The following is a 20,371-nucleotide window of genomic DNA, read 5'->3' on the forward strand; positions in this document are numbered from 1 at the left end:
ATGACCACGCTAGGCTAAGTCAATGAGCACCACGAGGCGGGTTGGGCAAGTCGGTTTCGCTTTCACAACCGTCCTGGTCGCCCTCATCACACTGACGCCCCAGTCCGGGGGCTCAGCACACGGCGCCGTCGCCAAAGCCCTGCTCGATGCCCTTCACGCTATTGGAGTACCCGCCAGTTTTGGCGAGGTCGAGTGGGAGTTCACCGCAAACATCATTATGTTTACGCCACTGGGCTTCTTCCTCGCCCTGGCGCTTCCAGGCGCGCGACTCTGGCTGGGCATCATCGCGCTGCCACTCATGTCAGGGCTTATTGAGGCAAGCCAGTTTCTGTTTCTTCCCAGCCGCTACCCCACTGTTTCAGATTTGGCGGCAAACTCACTGGGTGGCTGGCTTGGACTGCTTGCGGGCGTTGGAGTCCTACAAATCATCAACCACTCCACGACCCGACGAGGACGTGCTGGCGCAACCTAGACTTTCGCCCGCCCGAACTTTGTCCAGCGCCGCAGCTCCGCCCGCTTCGGCATTGCGGGGACTTTCGGGATCCCCTGACTAACGATGTCAGGTTCCGTCATTTCCCTGCGCTCGCCCGTGAACTCACCCGGGCCGAATACATCGATGATGCCGTTAAGGTACGCCGCCGTAGTTTCCGCTGCGGGGACCAGCTGGTCACACGATAGCTTGTAGATGGCGCGGGACTGGCGGAACGGGTCAATAACGTCAAAGTCCTCCATGGAACCCGGGGGTGGCACCATTCCGCGCATTCTCGCCACGGCTTCGACGGCCGCGTGGAGCGTACTGGCATTCTCAGGAATGCATTCCTCAACGTCCGCTGGGGTGACATGAGAAGCCAGATGTGCGAACTCACGCAATGTGAAGGTCTTCCGCACCACCTGGGGGTCCATGCGAACAATACGCTTGCGATGCCCACGCGACAATGCAAGAACGAGGTCGGAAACACCCAGCTTCCCCTCTGTGAGCATCTGGGCCCTGTGCAATGGAAGATCTTTGATGCCCATCGCCTCCCCAATCCTCACTTGAGGTTTGGGGACCTGACGGTTGGGAACAGCCATAATTCCGGCGCTTGAAGCCGTAAAAAACTCTGCTGGAAGGTCTTCACGTAGCAGAGACTCAGCAAGAGGTGACCGGCAGATGTTTCCGGTGCAAACTGTCAGTACTCGAAACATGGTGCCTAGCGCTGTCGCTTGTTCCCAACGATCGTGCCTGCTCCTCCAGCCGTGGCACTACCTGGCTTCTGCCACCGAGTCCCAGAGCGAGCATTTGCCTTCGCGACCTCTTCATGAGCGGGAGATCCGTAAGTGTATGCGGCGTAGACGTATGAGTCATCACCCTTGGTCGGTACTTTGGTCATGACGATTCCGAGGACGCGAGCGTCGATGCGTTCCATCGTGCCCAGCGCATCACCCAGCGCATCCTTACGAGCCTCACCCACGGCCGTCACCATCAGCGCCCCGCCAACATCCTTGGCGATCAGTGCTGCGTCAGTAACAACCAACACGGGCGGCGCGTCAACAATGACGTAGTCAAACTGTGCTTTGAGGTTTGAGATCAGGTCCCCCATTTCCTGGGAGCCAAGCAGCTCCGAGGGGTTTGGCGGGCGGTGCCCGGCCGGGAGAACAACCAGGTTGGGCTGACCCCATCCTTGCAGTGCTTCAGCGAGGGTGACGCGGCCAATAAGGATGTCGGTAACACCAACCGCGCCCTCGACACCCATTAGGTCGGCAACACGTGGCTTACGCAAGTCTCCGTCCACCAGACACACTGTTGACCCGGCTTGCGCAATTGCGATGGCTAGGTTTGCGGCAGTTGTCGACTTACCCTCGGCCGGTCCAGCAGAGGTCAACACGAAGCTGCGCGGGTTGCCCTCAACCTTGAGGAACTGCAAGTTGGTACGGAATGCGCGGAACGCTTCCGCCCTCGGACTGGTGGGGTCATCTTGTACTAGCAGCGGGCGGGTCGCGGCATCGGGGTCGAAAACGATGCGACCCAGGACCGGGTCATCCGTAATCGACGCGACGTCCTGACGGGTGCGAATTTTTGTATCAAGTACGGAACGCAAAACTGCAAGCCCCAGACCGAGCATCAGGCCCAGCATGAATCCCAAGGCAAGATTCCGCGTCACGTTGGGGCTGATCGCTCCGGCGGGAACCTGAGCAGGCTGCACCACATCAACTTGAACCCGTGCAGGAGCACCCTCACTGGGACGTTCCAACTGGTTGGTCACCACGTCGGCAAAGACTGCGCTTGTGGTGTTCGCAACCAAAGCTGCCTGCTCCGGATCGGAATCTGTCGCAGAGATGTTGATGAGGACGGTGTTCGTGGGAGAGGACGCAGACACCGCTGACGCCAGTTCAGTCGGAGATAGTGCCCCGCCAAGTTCCTCTGACACCTGATCCATGACGATCGCTGTGCCAACCACATCCACGTAACTGGTCACTGCTGAACGTACGAAGTTTGTGCCTTGGCTGAGATCGCCAACGGATGCGTCACCCGTCCGCACCGACACGTACAGTTGTGAGGTGGCCTGATACTTGGGGGTTTGGATCATGGACCACGCTGCCGCGGCGCCCGTGATGATGAGGGTCGACACCAGGATCAACACCCAGTTCTTACGGAATATTCTCAGGTAGTCCTGAAGTTCCAAAGTGGTGGTCCCCTCTGAACAGTGTTCTATTACGCGGGAAGCCTATCACCGCAATCCTCACCAAACACGGACAATTCGGCCTCTAGTGACCGCTCTAATAGTGTGAGACTTCCACCCTGTGGGCCACGACCCCAACCATAGTAGTCGTTATGGAGCAGAAGCAGAATGACAAGGTCGCCAGAGTGGATGGACCTCCCCCGCCGAAGCCACGACTAGCCGGTAACGTGATGGTCACCGATTCCAAGCCGTCACGGGTTCACCGCAAGGAAGACTTGGGGGGAGCGCTGCTCGCCCTCGTGCTACTGCTGACAGTGCTGAGTTTCGCGCTGATGGGAACTGGTCACGCCACCACTGAGGAAGTTAAGGCCGTCTTCGGCGATCACCTTCGCAACCTGCTCCTTATTCCCCTGCGGCTGGCTGAAGGGCTGTTCCTCCTTGCCAGTCCGATTGCGGTCACGGTTGCCCTAGCCCGCAAGCGCCGCTTTGATTCGCTTATTGCAGTTGCCACGACAGCGCTAGTTGCCGGGCTCATCACGTGGGGTTTGGCCCTGGCGCTGCCCCATTTGCCCGAGGTCGTCCAGGCAACCCTGACAACCCCGGACATCGGATTAGTTGCGTTGATTGCCGGGCTGACAATCGCAGGCACGGGAGCGTCTTCGAGGGCGATCCGTCTGTCCTGGTACGGGGTGTGGTTCCTCTTGGTTTTGGAGGTGCTGCAGGACAACGGCACTCTGACCACGCTTTTCCTCACGTTCCTTTTTGGACGAATGATTGGTGAGGTGGCCCGCTGGGCTTTCGGGTTTGGCGACCTGCGAGCATCACCCTCGGAGCTAGTTGAAGCCGTCCTCAACATCGGAATCATTCCGGCAAGTATCAGCCGCGAGCTGCCAGAGGGCGACAGTTCAATCCTTTACACCTGGCAGGTCGCGGAGCAAGATGACTTTGCCTATGGAGATGTCGTACTCCCCCTGCATGCCGCCGAACAGGGACAGGCCCCGACCTCGGACGCTTCCATCCAGCCGACTCGGCAAGGCACCGTGACCATTGGCGCTGATCGGCGCTATCGGCTTGTCAGCACTGACGGGGTGGTTTACGACCTCGACGTCCTCGACCCGGAGCGTGGCATCACCAACACCCTCGCAGAGCTGTGGTCCACCTTCCGCCTCTCGGGACTTGGGCGTTGGACTTCCCCGTCGGTGAAGGCTCACGCGGAACGAACAGTTCTCACTACGAAGACGGCGATGGAGGCAGGCACGCGGTCCCGACGCCCAGTTGCCCTCAGTGAGGCCGCGGGGTCAACGGTTTTGGTGTGGCAGTCCCTGCCGCCAGTGGCCAGCATCTTGGACGAGGACGCAGCAGATGACCTGTTAGACCAGGCGTGGACCCAACTGAATGCTGCGCATAGTCGTGGCGTCTCGCACCAGAACCTTGATGGGACGCGACTCCTGGTGGACGAGGACGCCCGCCTGTGGATCGTCGGTTGGGATCAGGGCGACGTGGGAAGCTCCCTGCTGAGTCGCCAGGTTGACTGCGCCCAGCTCCTCACGTGCCTGGCACTCTCCGTTGGGCCGCAGCGCGCGGTTGCTTCCGCGCAGAAACACCTTTCTGCCCCGCAACTGGCCGCCACAGCCATGGCTTTGCAGAAGGCAATTCTGCCACCCAGCGTTCGTAGGAGCATCGGGCGCGGGCCGTTGCTTAGTGACTTGCGTGAACAACTCGCGTCCTCGGCGAACACCGCCCCCGAGCAGCTGGAACCCCTGCGCCTGCAACGCTTCAGCCCGAAGAGCGTCCTCATCGCGGTGATGCTGGTGATCGTTGTGGTGTCCGTCCTCGGCTCCCTCAACATTGACTCAATCGGTAAGGCTCTGGCAGACGCCAATCCGTGGTGGATTCTGGCGGCCTTCGTGATCGGATTGACCCCGTGGTTTGGTTCGGCCTTATCCTTGAAGGCTTTCTCCGGGGTGAAGATCAAGCTTTGGGATGCAACCTTGGCGCAGGTGGCGGCCTCGTTCGTCGGGGTTGCAGCGCCCGCCGGTATTGGGCCGGCAGGCCTGAACCTGAGGTTCCTGACCCGCCAGGGCATGACGATGCCGGTTGCTGTGGCAACAGTGACTGTCCTGCAGGTCTACCACTTCATCACCACCATCACCCTGCTCCTATTAATTGTGGTCATCAGCGGCACGTCCGTGGCGTCCTTCTCTTTTGATGCCATGACGATCCTCTGGGTCGCAGCGGGGGTTATTGCCCTTCTCGCTGCTCTCTTCGCCATACCGAAGGTACGCAAATGGGTGTGGGGGAAGGTTTCACCAATCTGGACGCAGATCGCCCCGGAACTGACCCGGGTGCTCGCCAACCCACGTGAGATGGTGGCGGCATTCGTCGGCATCATCATTGTCAACGCAGGCTTCATCGGGGCGTTTGGGGCGTCGCTTGCTGCGTTCGGTCATTCCCTGAGCTTCCCTGCGCTTGCCGTGACATTCCTGCTTTCGAACACGGCTGGTTCAGTGATCCCCACTCCCGGCGGCATCGGCCCGGTTGAGGCGGCACTAACCGGTGGCCTCACGCTTGCAGGCATCACCGCCGCAGTCGCCCTCTCAACCGCCGTTGTCTTCAGGCTTGTCACCTTCTACATTCAGGTGCCGATCGGATGGCTTGCGCTGCGCGTCATGCAGAAGAGGGACCTGGTGTAAGGAGGACGCCCAGCACGCAGGTTCTTTCAACGGGCGCCTCTCCCATCGCGGCACTAGGCTTGGATCTGCACGGAATCACGCCAGTAAAGGATGTCTCTATGTACTACTCCAGCGGAAATTTTGAGGCCTTCGCTCGTCCGAAGAAGCCCGAGGGAATCGACAACAAGAAGGCTTGGATCGTCGGCGGCGGCCTCGCTGGAATGGCGGCGGCAGGGTTCCTGGTGCGCGACGCACAAATGCCGGGAAGTAACATCACGATTCTGGAGGCGTCGAACGTTGACGGTGGCGCCCTCGACGGCGCAGGAGATGAGCTCACGGGCTGGCTGCTGCGCGGCGGCCGTGAGATGGAAGACCATTTTGAGTGCCTGTGGGATCTGTTCCGCTCTGTCCCTTCGCTCGAGGTCGACGGGTCAATCCTGGATGAGTTCTACTGGCTCAATAAAGAGGACCCCAACTTCTCCTATAACCGCACCACAAGCAAGCACGGGAAACTGGGCGGCGTCGACCACAACTTCACCCTCGGCAAGCACGGGCAGGCCGACCTACTGAAGCTTGTGATGGCCCGCCATGAAGACCTGTACGACAAGAAGATCAACGAGGTCGTTTCGAAGCAGTTCTTCAAATCCAACTTCTGGCTCTACTGGCGCACCATGTTCGCGTTTGAAGAGTGGCATTCCGCCCTCGAACTCAAGCTGTACGTCCAGCGCTACATTCACCACATTGCGGGGCTGGCAGACTTCTCTTCCCTGAAGTTCACCCGCTACAACCAGTACGAATCCCTGGTGTTACCGCTGAAGAAGTGGCTGATCGACTGCGGTGTCGTCTTCCAGAATGACACGAAGGTGGTGGACGTTCAGTTCAATATTTCCAAGGACGTCAAGCAGGCAGAGAAGCTGACGTGGATCCGCGGAGGCGCTGAAGCGACCATCGATCTGACCGCAAACGACCTCGTCTTCGTCACCAACGGGTCGCTGGTAGAGAACTCGACGTGGGGCGACCACCACACTCCCCCGGTCTTCGACGCGGAGATTCACGAGGGCGGATCGTGGGCACTGTGGCGCAACATTGCCAAGCAGGATCCCAGTTTCGGCGACCCGAACAACTTCTGCACGTCGCCGGAGGAAACGTACTGGGAGTCAGCAACCATCACCGTGAAGGATCAGCGGATCCGCGACTACATTGAGCGCATCTCACAGCGCGCTACGAACACGGGTCACACGGTCACCGGCGGCATCGTGACGGCGACGGACTCGAACTGGCTGTTGTCTTGGACGATCAACCGCCAAGGTCAGTTCACGAATCAGCCTGACGACCAGACGGTGGTGTGGTTCTACGGTCTGCTTGGTGATGAGGTGGGAAACTTCGTCAAGAAGCCCCTTCGCGAGTGCACGGGTGAGGAGATCACCCAGGAATGGCTCTGGTACCTCGGGGTTCCTGAGGCGGAGATTGGTGAACTCGCCCAGGAAGAGAACGTCATCACTCGGCCTTGCATGATGCCGTTCATCACCGCGTTCTTCATGCCCCGCAATGGCACAGACCGCCCGAAGGTGGTGCCCGAAGGCGTCACGAACTTCGCTTTTCTCGGCCAGTTTGTGGAGACTTCACGGGACACGGTGTTCACCACGGAGTATTCGGTCCGAACCGCCATGGAGGGTGTCTACCAGTTGGCCGACGTGGACCGCGGTGTCCCCGAGGTATTCGCGTCGGTTTACGACGTGCGTCAGCTGCTGAAGTCCACCCACTTCCTGCGCGATGGCAAAGAGCTGAAGCTGCCGCGGTTCATCGCCAAGTTTGTTGAGGGGAATGAGGCCGGTGTGCTTTTGGCCCAGTATGGCGTCGTCCCCAACGTGGATGACGTTCCCGAACCAGACAACGCGGTTTCGCCGACGGGGCCGTAATACGTTGAAGTCCAGTGTGACCCCGGTTACTGTGTTGTTATGACTAACTACAAAGTGACCGAGGTCGGACCGTTGGACGCGTGGGGCTCCCTCAGTGGGGTGGCACCAGGTAAGGAGTTTGTCGAGGGCGCCCTTGGCAACGAGTTCATTGGCTTGTCGATTAACTCAACGGAACCGGGTGACACCTCCCCCTTCTGGCATGTTCACCACAAGATCGAAGAGATCTACGTGTTCTTAGAGGGCGAGGGCCAGATGGCGTTGGATGACAACGTCATCGACGTCGGCCCCGGCACTGTTGTCCGCGTTGGCCAGGGAGTTTGGCGTGCGGTGCGCTGCACCCCCACCAGCGGGACACCGATGAAGTGGCTGTGCATCCGGGCTGGCGGCGACACCTTGGCCGACATCGGCAATGATGCGGACCTGGACCAAGAGAGGGCGTGGCCCTGGGATTAGGCCCCAGCCCACGGGCGATTTCACTGCTCCCACCCCACCCCTACCGCGACGCATAAGCCTCTGCCCCGCGAGATCGCTTAACTCCGCCACGTAACACTGTTATCGTCGCCGAAACTGGCGAAGTTAAGCGATCTCGCGGCACGGGGGTTGCTGGGGGGACGCGCCGGGTTGGCGATGATTGGCTCCCCACCCGACTATGCGTCGCCTGCGTCCGGGAAACGTTGATCACGCCAGTAGAACTCTTTGTCACGATCGCTGATCTCGCGCAGCACCCTGCAGGGGTTTCCAACAGCAACAACGGTTGCTGGGATGTCCGCAGTAACCACGCTGCCCGCTCCGATCACGGTGTTGTCACCAATAGTCACGCCGGGCATGACGCACGCGCTGGCGCCGAGCCAGACGTTGCGTCCAATGTGAACCGGAAGGTTAAACTGAATGCCGCGACTCCGTGGCTCTGGCGTAACCGGGTGCCCCGCAGTGGCGATTACAACGTTCGGGCCAAACATGACGTGGTCGCCGACAAAGATCTCGCCATCATCGACAAGGGTCAGTCCGAAGTTGGCATAAATCGAGTTGCCCAGGTGAACATTCGCTCCGCCCCAGTTCGCGTGCAAGGGCGGCTCGATGTAGCAACCGGGGCCGATGCTTGCGAACATTTGCTGGAGGAGCTCCTCGCGAAGCGCGCCTTCACTGGGACGCGTGGCGTTGTAGTCATAGAGCCGCTCAAGCGCCGCCGTCTGTTGTTCAACTAGCCCCGGCATGGTCGGGTCGTAAGGCAAGCCAGAAAGCATGATTTCGATGTCGCTCATTTGAGAAAGGTCCATACCCCATTGTGTCCCGATTCTTGCTTAGGGGAAGACAGCTACCCTCGTGGTAAGAACCGCACCCCACCTGAAAGGCCCCTGCGCAACCGCACCTGGAAGTACTAAGGCCCGCACCCACCACACCAAAGTGGCAGGATTTTAGTTTGCAACACGGCCGGAATACCACTGCAACACGGCCTACCTAAACTATGCAGGACACACACGCCACCCATGACCGCTGTCGTCCAAGCCGGGATCATCCCCGCTCACGCGGGTAGCACAAAACTTGGGGGTTCACTCCCCCCTCACGCACGGATCATCCCCGCTCACGCGGGGAGCACTGTCACTGATGAGGCCGGGAAGGAAAATCTTGGGGATCATCCCCGCTCACGCGGGGAGCACCCATAAAGATCGTCAGGCCCGGGTCCCCACTCAGGATCATCCCCGCTCACGCGGGGAGCACGGGTTCGATTCCCTCCTATCGCATTAGTTGATCGGATCATCCCCGCTCACGCGGGGAGCACCGTGTCTCGATGAAGCCCTTGGAATCATTGGGCGGATCATCCCCGCTCACGCGGGGAGCACGGTCCACATCCAGTAGGCGAGGTGTTGTAGGTGGGATCATCCCCGCTCACGCGGGGAGCACGGCCGCTACTCCAACGCTTCAATCCAGGGGTTCGGATCATCCCCGCTCACGCGGGGAGCACTTCACGGGACTCGCGAACTTGAAGCCCGGCGACGGATCATCCCCGCTCACGCGGGGAGCACCCTTGGTTGTTGTACTGGCGCTGGCAGCGGTCAGGATCATCCCCGCTCACGCGGGGAGCACGGTTGGCGATCCCCGCCCAAGTGGGGGACGTAAGGATCATCCCCGCTCACGCGGGGAGCACGGTTCCAAAAAGGCCCAATCTCCGCGCCAAACCGGATCATCCCCGCTCACGCGGGGAGCACCTCGGCGGCGGCTTCACCGCCATCCTCGTCATCGGATCATCCCCGCTCACGCGGGGAGCACGCCCCCGTCAAGCGGTGGGTGCCTCACGCGCTTGGATCATCCCCGCTCACGCGGGGAGCACAATAATCTCACCGACCTGTGTTTGGCGTATGGCGGATCATCCCCGCTCACGCGGGGAGCACATGACGGATGGTTTCCGTCGTATGGATCATCAGGGATCATCCCCGCTCACGCGGGGAGCACGTGGGGCTGCCTCGTCCGCAAGCCCCTTACTACGGATCATCCCCGCTCACGCGGGGAGCACCGCTCAACACTCAAGGAGGAACAGTGCCTGTTAGGATCATCCCCGCTCACGCGGGGAGCACGGCGCATGAGCGCGGGCAGCGTGAGGGTGGCAGGGATCATCCCCGCTCACGCGGGGAGCACCCAACAAGTCGTCGGCAACAAACCACAAACCTGGGATCATCCCCGCTCACGCGGGGAGCACGTGGTCCGGACCCTCTTCCAGGCGGTGGTGGGGGGATCATCCCCGCTCACGCGGGGAGCACCACTATTGGGATGACCCCGCCAAGAAGCCCAGCGGATCATCCCCGCTCACGCGGGGAGCACATTGTGGCGTTGGTCACACTGGCCGCTTGCCGGGGATCATCCCCGCTCACGCGGGGAGCACGTGGTCCGGACCCTCTTCCAGGCGGTGGTGGGGGGATCATCCCCGCTCACGCGGGGAGCACTCAGACGGAGAAGACTGTTTCGGTGGCGGCTGGGGATCATCCCCGCTCACGCGGGGAGCACCCTCCCGACCATCCGACAGCGGCCTTCCACAGAGGATCATCCCCGCTCACGCGGGGAGCACCGAGAGGATCAGGTCAATATCCTGCATGGCTTGGGATCATCCCCGCTCACGCGGGGAGCACCGGTTCCGGGAGGCTATGTAGCCTGCTACCGGGGGATCATCCCCGCTCACGCGGGGAGCACCATTACAGGTATCTTCCAAACTCTCTCCGGGCTAGGGATCATCCCCGCTCACGCGGGGAGCACTCCTAGCCCACCGTTACCCCGCCCTCGACGAGGTGGATCATCCCCGCTCACGCGGGGAGCACACGATGCGGCAATGCTTACACCGCGTCGGATCCGGATCATCCCCGCTCACGCGGGGAGCACTTGGTCTTGGGAAAGCCACGGGCGGCCCTTTCAGGATCATCCCCGCTCACGCGGGGAGCACATCATATGGCTTGGCGCTAGATCCCCCACGATAGGATCATCCCCGCTCACGCGGGGAGCACAGTTTGCGTCTCATAACACTGATTGTAGGTGTGGGATCATCCCCGCTCACGCGGGGAGCACCTGGCTGGGGAAGTCGGGGAGTTAGCGTCCCTGGGATCATCCCCGCTCACGCGGGGAGCACGGGCATGGTCATCGAGTCCCCACAAATATGGGGGGATCATCCCCGCTCACGCGGGGAGCACCGTGGGGTTGTCGGGTGTTGGTGACCTGGTGGCGGATCATCCCCGCTCACGCGGGGAGCACGTGTCTGGCGACGGTTTCGGGTTTCAGTCCGAGGGATCATCTCCGCTCACGCGGGGAGCACTCTCGTTCGTCAAACACGTAGACGGCATCTTCGGGATCATCCCCGCTCACGCGGGGAGCACCATTGTGAGCCGGTGGTGCCGGGTTCCCAGCCGGGATCATCCCCGCTCACGCGGGGAGCACGAAGTTCTTATTACGCATACGGGGGGTGTAGTGGGATCATCCCCGCTCACGCGGGGAGCACCCCACTATCCCTTCTACACCAGATTTGAGTGGGGGATCATCCCCGCTCACGCGGGGAGCACGGTTCGCATGTGACCGCGACCTTCAACCCAGAGGGATCATCCCCGCTCACGCGGGGAGCACCCGAGGCCCTAGTCCGCTTAGACCTAGAGGGTAGGATCATCCCCGCTCACGCGGGGAGCACCCGTTGGGGCAGGTTGGCCCGGTTTGTGCGTGGGGATCATCCCCGCTCACGCGGGGAGCACTCCACGGTCCCTGAAGATACGGTGCTTGATCCGGGATCATCCCCGCTCACGCGGGGAGCACACCGCGCCATTCTAAGGAGACACGCCATGTGGAGGATCATCCCCGCTCACGCGGGGAGCACTGTGGTGAGCGTGTTGAGGATTGCCAACGGATAGGATCATCCCCGCTCACGCGGGGAGCACTCAACGACGAAGTGCAGCAGCTCCGCAGGGACAGGATCATCCCCGCTCACGCGGGGAGCACGACACCGACAACATTTCCGACGGCTACCACACCGGATCATCCCCGCTCACGCGGGGAGCACCCTCACCAAGTTCACGCCGTTGCAAGTGTCGACGGATCATCCCCGCTCACGCGGGGAGCACTGGAGCACGGCCAGTTGCCGGTGCCACCGGCGAGGATCATCCCCGCTCACGCGGGGAGCACTCATCCCGCGTCGCGTAATCGCCCGCATCCTGCGGATCATCCCCGCTCACGCGGGGAGCACCCTGGCTCAAAACTGGTAGTCCGCTTCCCACGGGGATCATCCCCGCTCACGCGGGGAGCACTTGCATCTGCCGCTGATGTGCGTCGCTCGATCGGGATCATCCCCGCTCACGCGGGGAGCACCTGGTGGGTGCTGTCACGTCTCTACTGTCACTGGGATCATCCCCGCTCACGCGGGGAGCACTTGGTGGTGACTTGTATCCGCCGGATACAGTTGGGATCATCCCCGCTCACGCGGGGAGCACAATCATCAGTCCCCCTCTCCCTCTACCGTGAGGGGATCATCCCCGCTCACGCGGGGAGCACAATCATCAGTCCCCCTCTCCCTCTACCGTGAGGGGATCATCCCCGCTCACGCGGGGAGCACTAGATTTCTTCGTCCTGAAGCATGAAAGCCGCAGGATCATCCCCGCTCACGCGGGGAGCACGTTGCGCCTTCTCCCACGGTTTCGGCTCCGGCGGGATCATCCCCGCTCACGCGGGGAGCACGTTGCTTCTCCGCGAGTCCCGACGTGAGTTCGGGGATCATCCCCGCTCACGCGGGGAGCACTTCGAGTGCTTCCAAGCTTCCCCGTGGGGTCACGGGATCATCCCCGCTCACGCGGGGAGCACCGGTCGGTGTTATGCGCCGCCGCCCTTCCCCCGGGATCATCCCCGCTCACGCGGGGAGCACGGGACCGTGACCGAGGCGAGCGCAGCGGCCGGAGGATCATCCCCGCTCACGCGGGGAGCACGCGTGGTTGCCGGTGAGTCTGGCTAACACTTTCGGATCATCCCCGCTCACGCGGGGAGCACCTCGAAGATTGCGACCCCTAACGCTGGTTGGCCGGATCATCCCCGCTCACGCGGGGAGCACAACTCCCGAGTAATGACCGACGCCCACCGAGGCGGATCATCCCCGCTCACGCGGGGAGCACTCCATGAGGTCCAAGACCTTTCCCACCGTGTACGGATCATCCCCGCTCACGCGGGGAGCACCAATCGCTTCCACGATGTGGAGCAACGTATTTGGATCATCCCCGCTCACGCGGGGAGCACGTTCGGAGAGTTGCCACACCGTGATCTTCACGCGGATCATCCCCGCTCACGCGGGGAGCACCCTCACCGGGTGGTCTGATCTCCCCGCCGGTACGGATCATCCCCGCTCACGCGGGGAGCACCGACCCAGCAGGGTATAAACAGGCCAACCAGCGGGATCATCCCCGCTCACGCGGGGAGCACTCATCGCCTCTTTGAATCGAATTAAGACGAGCGGGATCATCCCCGCTCACGCGGGGAGCACGCTCAATCCCAGCAGTTGCGCTATGGCTTTCTGGGATCATCCCCGCTCACGCGGGGAGCACCGTTACACGCCGCAAAACAAGGCGGTGTTGGAGGGATCATCCCCGCTCACGCGGGGAGCACGCTCCGCAAACTGCGGAACGCACACGAGAAGGGGGATCATCCCCGCTCACGCGGGGAGCACGTTTCAGCGCGTAGGGCTTCCTCGGTGATCGTGGGATCATCCCCGCTCACGCGGGGAGCACAGGGTATTGGAGGAAGCAGAAGCGGGGCCCCGCGGATCATCCCCGCTCACGCGGGGAGCACTATTTTGAAGGACGAAGACCGGATCATCGCCTCGGATCATCCCCGCTCACGCGGGGAGCACTAATGGCGATCGTTCTGCAGTGTCTACATGCCAGGATCATCCCCGCTCACGCGGGGAGCACGAAGCCGGTCCACCGCTCTGAGAGCCCGGCCCGGGATCATCCCCGCTCACGCGGGGAGCACTGTCCAACATTCGTTTAGAGGCGTGCTTCTGAGGGATCATCCCCGCTCACGCGGGGAGCACTCGTTGGGGGTGAACTGCGAGAGGTCGGCGGCGGGATCATCCCCGCTCACGCGGGGAGCACGCTTCCATAGCTTGTACGTGTCGAGGCCCATTGGGATCATCCCCGCTCACGCGGGGAGCACTCACCAAACTCGCCGTCATCGACGGGGACCCACGGATCATCCCCGCTCACGCGGGGAGCACACCCATGTATTCGCTTGGCGTGAATTCTTGGGGGGATCATCCCCGCTCACGCGGGGAGCACTCATCCGTGCCCGTAGTCCGAGCAATCGCCACAGGATCATCCCCGCTCACGCGGGGAGCACCGGTTCACACTTCTCGACGATAAGGATGTGGAGGGATCATCCCCGCTCACGCGGGGAGCACCTGCCTCCCAGACGAGGGTTGCGCACCCTCCAGGGATCATCCCCGCTCACGCGGGGAGCACTGACTGGAGCGCGTGGCGTCTGGCTTCGGGTAGGGATCATCCCCGCTCACGCGGGGAGCACAAGAACCGCGTAGTCACTCATGCTGCCTTCTCCGGATCATCCCCGCTCACGCGGGGAGCACGGATCGCTACGGGGGCGGCACACTTTTGTTTGGGGATCATCCCCGCTCACGCGGGGAGCACGGCACCATCCAAAAAACCTCATGGAGCGGTGGGGGATCATCCCCGCTCACGCGGGGAGCACGCCAACCCAGCACGACCCACACGCAAACGACCAGGATCATCCCCGCTCACGCGGGGAGCACCCTGCCCGGGGGTCTCTTCAGTGTCGGCCATCAGGATCATCCCCGCTCACGCGGGGAGCACGAACCGTTCGGCGAGGATCTTGTTCGGCCCAGGGGATCATCCCCGCTCACGCGGGGAGCACCAAGAGTTCGCCGGGAGCCACATCCTCCACCCAGGATCATCCCCGCTCACGCGGGGAGCACGTCATGGCGTTTGCCCCTTTCGTTATACCCTCAGGATCATCCCCGCTCACGCGGGGAGCACTACTTCTTGGAGGAGTTCTTCCGGACGGTGGACGGATCATCCCCGCTCACGCGGGGAGCACGATGTCGTGTGCTTCGTTGAATAGGTCGCTGCGGGATCATCCCCGCTCACGCGGGGAGCACTACTGCTTGGAGCGGACGACTTTCCGGCGCCGCGGATCATCCCCGCTCACGCGGGGAGCACGTATTCCCGCTGATCAAGTGTGGGACCCCCTCAGGATCATCCCCGCTCACGCGGGGAGCACGTCCAGGCCGAGACCTGCTAGCTTCCCGGCGCCGGATCATCCCCGCTCACGCGGGGAGCACCCCGACAACACACACCACACTCTAGACCCGGACGGATCATCCCCGCTCACGCGGGGAGCACTCGTACGCGGTCTGCGCCGTCGTATCCGTCGGGGGATCATCCCCGCTCACGCGGGGAGCACGGTGCGCAACAGCACGCGGGGGGTGACCCTGTCGGATCATCCCCGCTCACGCGGGGAGCACCTGGTGTTCCCACGGGTGAGGGGGAAAGACGAGGGATCATCCCCGCTCACGCGGGGAGCACTGGCTTTGAGGATACGGGGGTCAGTCAAACTAGGGATCATCCCCGCTCACGCGGGGAGCACCATGCACACTTCATCAAATCGACCCCGGCTTGCGGATCATCCCCGCTCACGCGGGGAGCACCTTTGGGCGAGGCAGTCCATGAGTCCGGTGATGGGATCATCCCCGCTCACGCGGGGAGCACTAATGCCACAACGCAGACTCTTTCTTCTCCCCAGGATCATCCCCGCTCACGCGGGGAGCACTTGCCGTCGCGTTGGAGGGTGGCGGCTCTGAGGGGATCATCCCCGCTCACGCGGGGAGCACCTGGGGAAAGGCTGCGAGGTTGCCTGATACGTGGGATCATCCCCGCTCACGCGGGGAGCACGTCCACAGCCGACGCGAAAACGCCCTGCTTAGCGGATCATCCCCGCTCACGCGGGGAGCACGGCCCATCGAGCCAGAGTGTGTCAATCGACCCGGGATCATCCCCGCTCACGCGGGGAGCACAAACGATGACAGCCTGGAGGTGGAGCGCAACCCGGATCATCCCCGCTCACGCGGGGAGCACCCCTGTCCTACGGTGAACGTACCCGCACCCCCGGGATCATCCCCGCTCACGCGGGGAGCACCCTCCAGAGCTGCCGATCACCGTGTTTTTCCGGGGATCATCCCCGCTCACGCGGGGAGCACGGATTGAACCGCTCCAGGTCCGCGATGCAGGGCGGATCATCCCCGCTCACGCGGGGAGCACTTGTTGGCGCTCTCCGGTTCGTTGGTCCAGTGCGGATCATCCCCGCTCACGCGGGGAGCACCTGGCACAAGGTGTGTCTCAGAAGGCGAACCTGGGATCATCCCCGCTCACGCGGGGAGCACCATGGCTCAGAGGTTGTTTGACGCCTGGCAGGGGGATCATCCCCGCTCACGCGGGGAGCACGTGGATCGTCCCTGGGACCCCTGTCCTCACCGAGGATCATCCCCGCTCACGCGGGGAGCACCTCGGTTGGTGGTCTTCCTCGGGTTCGGGTTTGGGATCATCCCCGCTCACGCGGGGAGCACGTCCCAGGCGTCGGCCTCGTAGTGGTTGCTGACGGATCATCCCCGCTCACGCGGGGAGCACTGTTTTTGCACCGTGACCCGGACGGCAACCATAGGATCATCCCCGCTCACGCGGGGAGCACGTGTCGTGTTCGTGCCACCCGCGCAGCCAATTCGGATCATCCCCGCTCACGCGGGGAGCACTTCCGGGCACCTCTGGGTGGCGTTCAACCAGCCGGATCATCCCCGCTCACGCGGGGAGCACACTGGCTGGTGGCGCGTGGTTGGTTCCCGTGTGGGATCATCCCCGCTCACGCGGGGAGCACCGGTCAAGCCACGCCTGGTCAGTACATTCCAGAGGATCATCCCCGCTCACGCGGGGAGCACCTCGTTGATGGCCGTGAGTTTTGATCCCCCCGCGGATCATCCCCGCTCACGCGGGGAGCACGGGGGGTGGGCTAGGTGGCTTTATCTGGCACAAGGATCATCCCCGCTCACGCGGGGAGCACCAGCGAATCCAGGATGGGGTAAGTAGTCCTTACGGGATCATCCCCGCTCACGCGGGGAGCACTGCGGGTCACCGCATTTGGCCGGAACCCAACAGGGATCATCCCCGCTCACGCGGGGAGCACCGGGTTTGTCGCAGGCGTTTGATGCGATTGGTCGGATCATCCCCGCTCACGCGGGGAGCACGCTAGTGAATGTTTTGGCTGGCACTGGTCTACGGGATCATCCCCGCTCACGCGGGGAGCACGATTGATCCAGGTTGTACGCGTGCCCCCACCAGGGATCATCCCCGCTCACGCGGGGAGCACGCTATATTGCGCCGACGTTTGACGTGTGGCCAGGGATCATCCCCGCTCACGCGGGGAGCACTGGCATAAGTTTCTCCTACTCCGTATCGGGTTCGGATCATCCCCGCTCACGCGGGGAGCACGGTGGTGTGCAAATCTTCGGCCCATTCGTCCCAGGATCATCCCCGCTCACGCGGGGAGCACACTGCGGACTCACCCGCCGCGATCACCGCAGGCGGATCATCCCCGCTCACGCGGGGAGCACGCGCCATTTTAAGGACAAACATCATGAGTGACGGGATCATCCCCGCTCACGCGGGGAGCACACGTGCTCTCGGAAGTGGTGGCGGTGTCCCTTGGGATCATCCCCGCTCACGCGGGGAGCACGCGGCAGCAACGACGGTCACAGGGCTCCCGCAGGGATCATCCCCGCTCACGCGGGGAGCACTGATGTGGCTCAGCGGGCGTGGAGTGTCGACTAGGATCATCCCCGCTCACGCGGGGAGCACGAAGCAACATTTGCTGAAACAACAATGTAACAGGGATCATCCCCGCTCACGCGGGGAGCACCCACCGGTGCCGCCCGCGCCTTCGTTGAACCCCGGATCATCCCCGCTCACGCGGGGAGCACAGTGTTCGCCGTCTACACCTTCCAATGGTGGTAGGATCATCCCCGCTCACGCGGGGAGCACCTGATTCAAATGCGGGGACAACGCGATTAACGCGGATCATCCCCGCTCACGCGGGGAGCACCGCGTTGATGATGAACGCAGTGTCGCCTTTGCCGGATCATCCCCGCTCACGCGGGGAGCACTCACAGCGCCTCACCACCGATACGGCGCTGCACGGATCATCCCCGCTCACGCGGGGAGCACGATGCGCACGTTGTCGAGCGTGTCTGTGCCGCCGGATCATCCCCGCTCACGCGGGGAGCACTCGACCAATCACCGGTAACTAGCCCTGAGAGAGGGATCATCCCCGCTCACGCGGGGAGCACGAGACTGTGGAAATGCACGCCCGTCTGGTCAAGGGATCATCCCCGCTCACGCGGGGAGCACCGCAGCTTCCTTCTCCTCAACTGTCGCGTTGAGGGATCATCCCCGCTCACGCGGGGAGCACGTGTCCCTTCGGGTGTGCATACGTGCGCGTTTTGGGATCATCCCCGCTCACGCGGGGAGCACCTCGTTGGCCAACTGTCATTTGACCCGCTCGCGGGATCATCCCCGCTCACGCGGGGAGCACAGGTCAGTGAGTGGGAGGGCGAGACCATCCTCGGGATCATCCCCGCTCACGCGGGGAGCACGAATGGATTGACTACGTGTCCTACAGTGCGGGACGGATCATCCCCGCTCACGCGGGGAGCACTACGGGGCCACTGATCAGGTCATCAGCGTTGAGGGATCATCCCCGCTCACGCGGGGAGCACTGGTTTTTGTCTAGGCTATGCATTAGCCCCTCCGGATCATCCCCGCTCACGCGGGGAGCACCACCATCGACATCCCGCTAGAAGCCGTCAATGCGGATCATCCCCGCTCACGCGGGGAGCACTTTGGTGCACGATGGCCTCGAGTGGTTCGCCCGGGATCATCCCCGCTCACGCGGGGAGCACGGTGGCCACCAGCATCGGCAGCTCCGCGTTCTAGGATCATCCCCGCTCACGCGGGGAGCACATAAAAGTAGGGTCCGACATAACCGAACGCGCGTGGATCATCCCCGCTCACGCGGGGAGCACAACAGCCCGTTTACTACCGGCGCCGCCCGTGTCGGATCATCCCCGCTCACGCGGGGAGCACAATAGGAATGACTAGTGCCACCGTATTGTCTCCGGATCATCCCCGCTCACGCGGGGAGCACATGGCCTGATAATCCAAGACCCGGCCCCCTAGAGGATCATCCCCGCTCACGCGGGGAGCACGGGACACGGTAGTGGAAACCTATGATGCCACTAGGATCATCCCCGCTCACGCGGGGAGCACCAGATGCTCGCTGAACTTGGCGACGTGCTCTGGGGATCATCCCCGCTCACGCGGGGAGCACGGGTTTGTTGGGCTTGTGGCGGGTGACGTGGAGGGATCATCCCCGCTCACGCGGGGAGCACCGTCTGGCTGGAACCGGAAGATGTAACCGCCACGGATCATCCCCGCTCACGCGGGGAGCACGCCTCTTGGCTCGGGTGCTGGTGGACCAGGCCAGGATCATCCCCGCTCACGCGGGGAGCACAGATAGAGGGCGGGGCCTGTGAGTTCAGGACTAGGATCATCCCCGCTCACGCGGGGAGCACTGCCCGCCGTTTTCATGGCAGTGGGGGTGACGAGGATCATCCCCGCTCACGCGGGGAGCACCGCGTAACCGCTCCCCCAGGTGGCGGTTCACACGGATCATCCCCGCTCACGCGGGGAGCACGTGGCTGACGGTTTGGCCGGGGTTGAGGAGTGGGGATCATCCCCGCTCACGCGGGGAGCACGTCGCCGGGGGTGATGTGGTCGCATTCGGCCCCGGATCATCCCCGCTCACGCGGGGAGCACTCACTTAGTGAAGGACCCGAAGCGGTGTAAACAGGATCATCCCCGCTCACGCGGGGAGCACTTTTGCACGGTGGTGCCGGACTTCCATGACCGGGGATCATCCCCGCTCACGCGGGGAGCACCGATCTCGAGCGGTCCATCACTGCCCTTAACCGGGATCATCCCCGCTCACGCGGGGAGCACCCCGCCTCTTCGGCGTGCCCGCCTCACTCATGCGGATCATCCCCGCTCACGCGGGGAGCACCTCGGTGAGGAAGTCGAGATCTAGCGTCTTGGCGGATCATCCCCGCTCACGCGGGGAGCACGGTCCGTCTGCACTGCGGTAACTTCGACAGTGCGGATCATCCCCGCTCACGCGGGGAGCACAAAGTCCGCGCCCGCGAATACTCCGTAGTCGAGGGATCATCCCCGCTCACGCGGGGAGCACTACGGGCCCGAACTTGAGGGTACCGGGGCCGAGGGATCATCCCCGCTCACGCGGGGAGCACGTTCGGTTTCTGCCCAATCATCGGGCGGGTCGGGGATCATCCCCGCTCACGCGGGGAGCACCTGCCAGCGAAGCAGAAAAAACGTGAAGCCGTGGGATCATCCCCGCTCACGCGGGGAGCACCGCCTGGAGGTTGGTTATCCGCGCATGTTGACGGGATCATCCCCGCTCACGCGGGGAGCACGTTATGATTGGGGTATGGAGACTACGACTGAGGGGATCATCCCCACTC

The 20,371-nt window shown here is 63.0% G+C and carries 7 protein-coding genes and 1 CRISPR repeat array (1 of these 8 only partly in view); of the genes, 4 read left to right on the plus strand and 3 right to left on the minus strand.

Going from position 1 to position 20,371, the window contains the following annotated elements; genetic code table 11:
* The first annotated feature begins 22 nt into the window (after nt 1-22).
* Nucleotides 23-472 carry a VanZ family protein gene (locus IDL90_RS02785; protein ID WP_187994240.1) on the plus strand — a complete coding sequence of 150 codons (450 nt, stop codon included), beginning with the start codon at nt 23-25 and terminating at the stop codon, nt 470-472.
* Here the strand turns inward: IDL90_RS02785 and IDL90_RS02790 are convergent.
* Both IDL90_RS02790 and IDL90_RS02795 read right to left on the minus strand, forming a co-directional pair.
* The gene (locus tag IDL90_RS02790) at nt 469-1,185 is read right to left on the minus strand and encodes a low molecular weight phosphatase family protein (RefSeq protein ID WP_187994241.1); all 717 of its coding nucleotides are present in this window, start codon (nt 1,183-1,185) and stop codon (nt 469-471) included. The two genes, IDL90_RS02785 and IDL90_RS02790, sit on opposite strands and share 4 nt — an antisense overlap.
* 5 nt (nt 1,186-1,190) lie before the next feature.
* The gene (locus IDL90_RS02795) at nt 1,191-2,663 is read right to left on the minus strand and encodes a polysaccharide biosynthesis tyrosine autokinase (protein ID WP_187994242.1); all 1,473 of its coding nucleotides are present in this window, start codon (nt 2,661-2,663) and stop codon (nt 1,191-1,193) included.
* Between the two features lie 149 nt (nt 2,664-2,812).
* Between IDL90_RS02795 and IDL90_RS02800 the strand changes: the two genes are divergently transcribed.
* The 3 genes from IDL90_RS02800 (at nt 2,813) to IDL90_RS02810 (ending at nt 7,704) form a co-directional block, all read left to right on the plus strand.
* Entirely contained in the window at nt 2,813-5,353 is a 2,541-nt protein-coding gene (locus IDL90_RS02800) for a lysylphosphatidylglycerol synthase transmembrane domain-containing protein (protein ID WP_187994243.1), read from the plus strand.
* A 98-nt stretch (nt 5,354-5,451) separates the two neighbouring features.
* A complete protein-coding gene (locus IDL90_RS02805; protein ID WP_187994244.1) occupies nt 5,452-7,251 on the plus strand; it encodes an oleate hydratase in 1,800 nt (599 codons plus the stop codon).
* Nucleotides 7,252-7,290: 39 nt separating this feature from the next.
* Nucleotides 7,291-7,704 carry a cupin domain-containing protein gene (locus IDL90_RS02810; protein ID WP_187994245.1) on the plus strand — a complete coding sequence of 138 codons (414 nt, stop codon included), beginning with the start codon at nt 7,291-7,293 and terminating at the stop codon, nt 7,702-7,704.
* A gap of 194 nt (nt 7,705-7,898) precedes the next feature.
* Here the strand turns inward: IDL90_RS02810 and IDL90_RS02815 are convergent, their stop codons facing one another.
* A complete protein-coding gene (locus IDL90_RS02815) occupies nt 7,899-8,513 on the minus strand; it encodes a sugar O-acetyltransferase (protein WP_187994246.1) in 615 nt (204 codons plus the stop codon).
* A 247-nt stretch (nt 8,514-8,760) separates the two neighbouring features.
* Nucleotides 8,761-20,371: direct repeats of the CRISPR family, unit length 28 nt; unit sequence GGATCATCCCCGCTCACGCGGGGAGCAC; it runs 196 nt beyond the window's last position.

This window comes from Schaalia sp. JY-X159 (assembly GCF_014525425.1).
Classification (GTDB): domain Bacteria; phylum Actinomycetota; class Actinomycetes; order Actinomycetales; family Actinomycetaceae; genus Scrofimicrobium.

Excerpts from the sequence above, each read along its gene's own strand:
- IDL90_RS02785 (WP_187994240.1), top strand. The coding sequence starts at position 23 with ATGAGCACCACGAGGCGGGTTGGGCAAGTCGGTTTCGCTTTCACAACC.
- IDL90_RS02790 (WP_187994241.1), bottom strand. The coding sequence starts at position 1,185 with ATGTTTCGAGTACTGACAGTTTGCACCGGAAACATCTGCCGGTCACCT.
- IDL90_RS02800 (WP_187994243.1), top strand. The coding sequence starts at position 2,813 with ATGGAGCAGAAGCAGAATGACAAGGTCGCCAGAGTGGATGGACCTCCC.
- IDL90_RS02805 (WP_187994244.1), top strand. The coding sequence starts at position 5,452 with ATGTACTACTCCAGCGGAAATTTTGAGGCCTTCGCTCGTCCGAAGAAG.
- IDL90_RS02810 (WP_187994245.1), top strand. The coding sequence starts at position 7,291 with ATGACTAACTACAAAGTGACCGAGGTCGGACCGTTGGACGCGTGGGGC.
- IDL90_RS02815 (WP_187994246.1), bottom strand. The coding sequence starts at position 8,513 with ATGAGCGACATCGAAATCATGCTTTCTGGCTTGCCTTACGACCCGACC.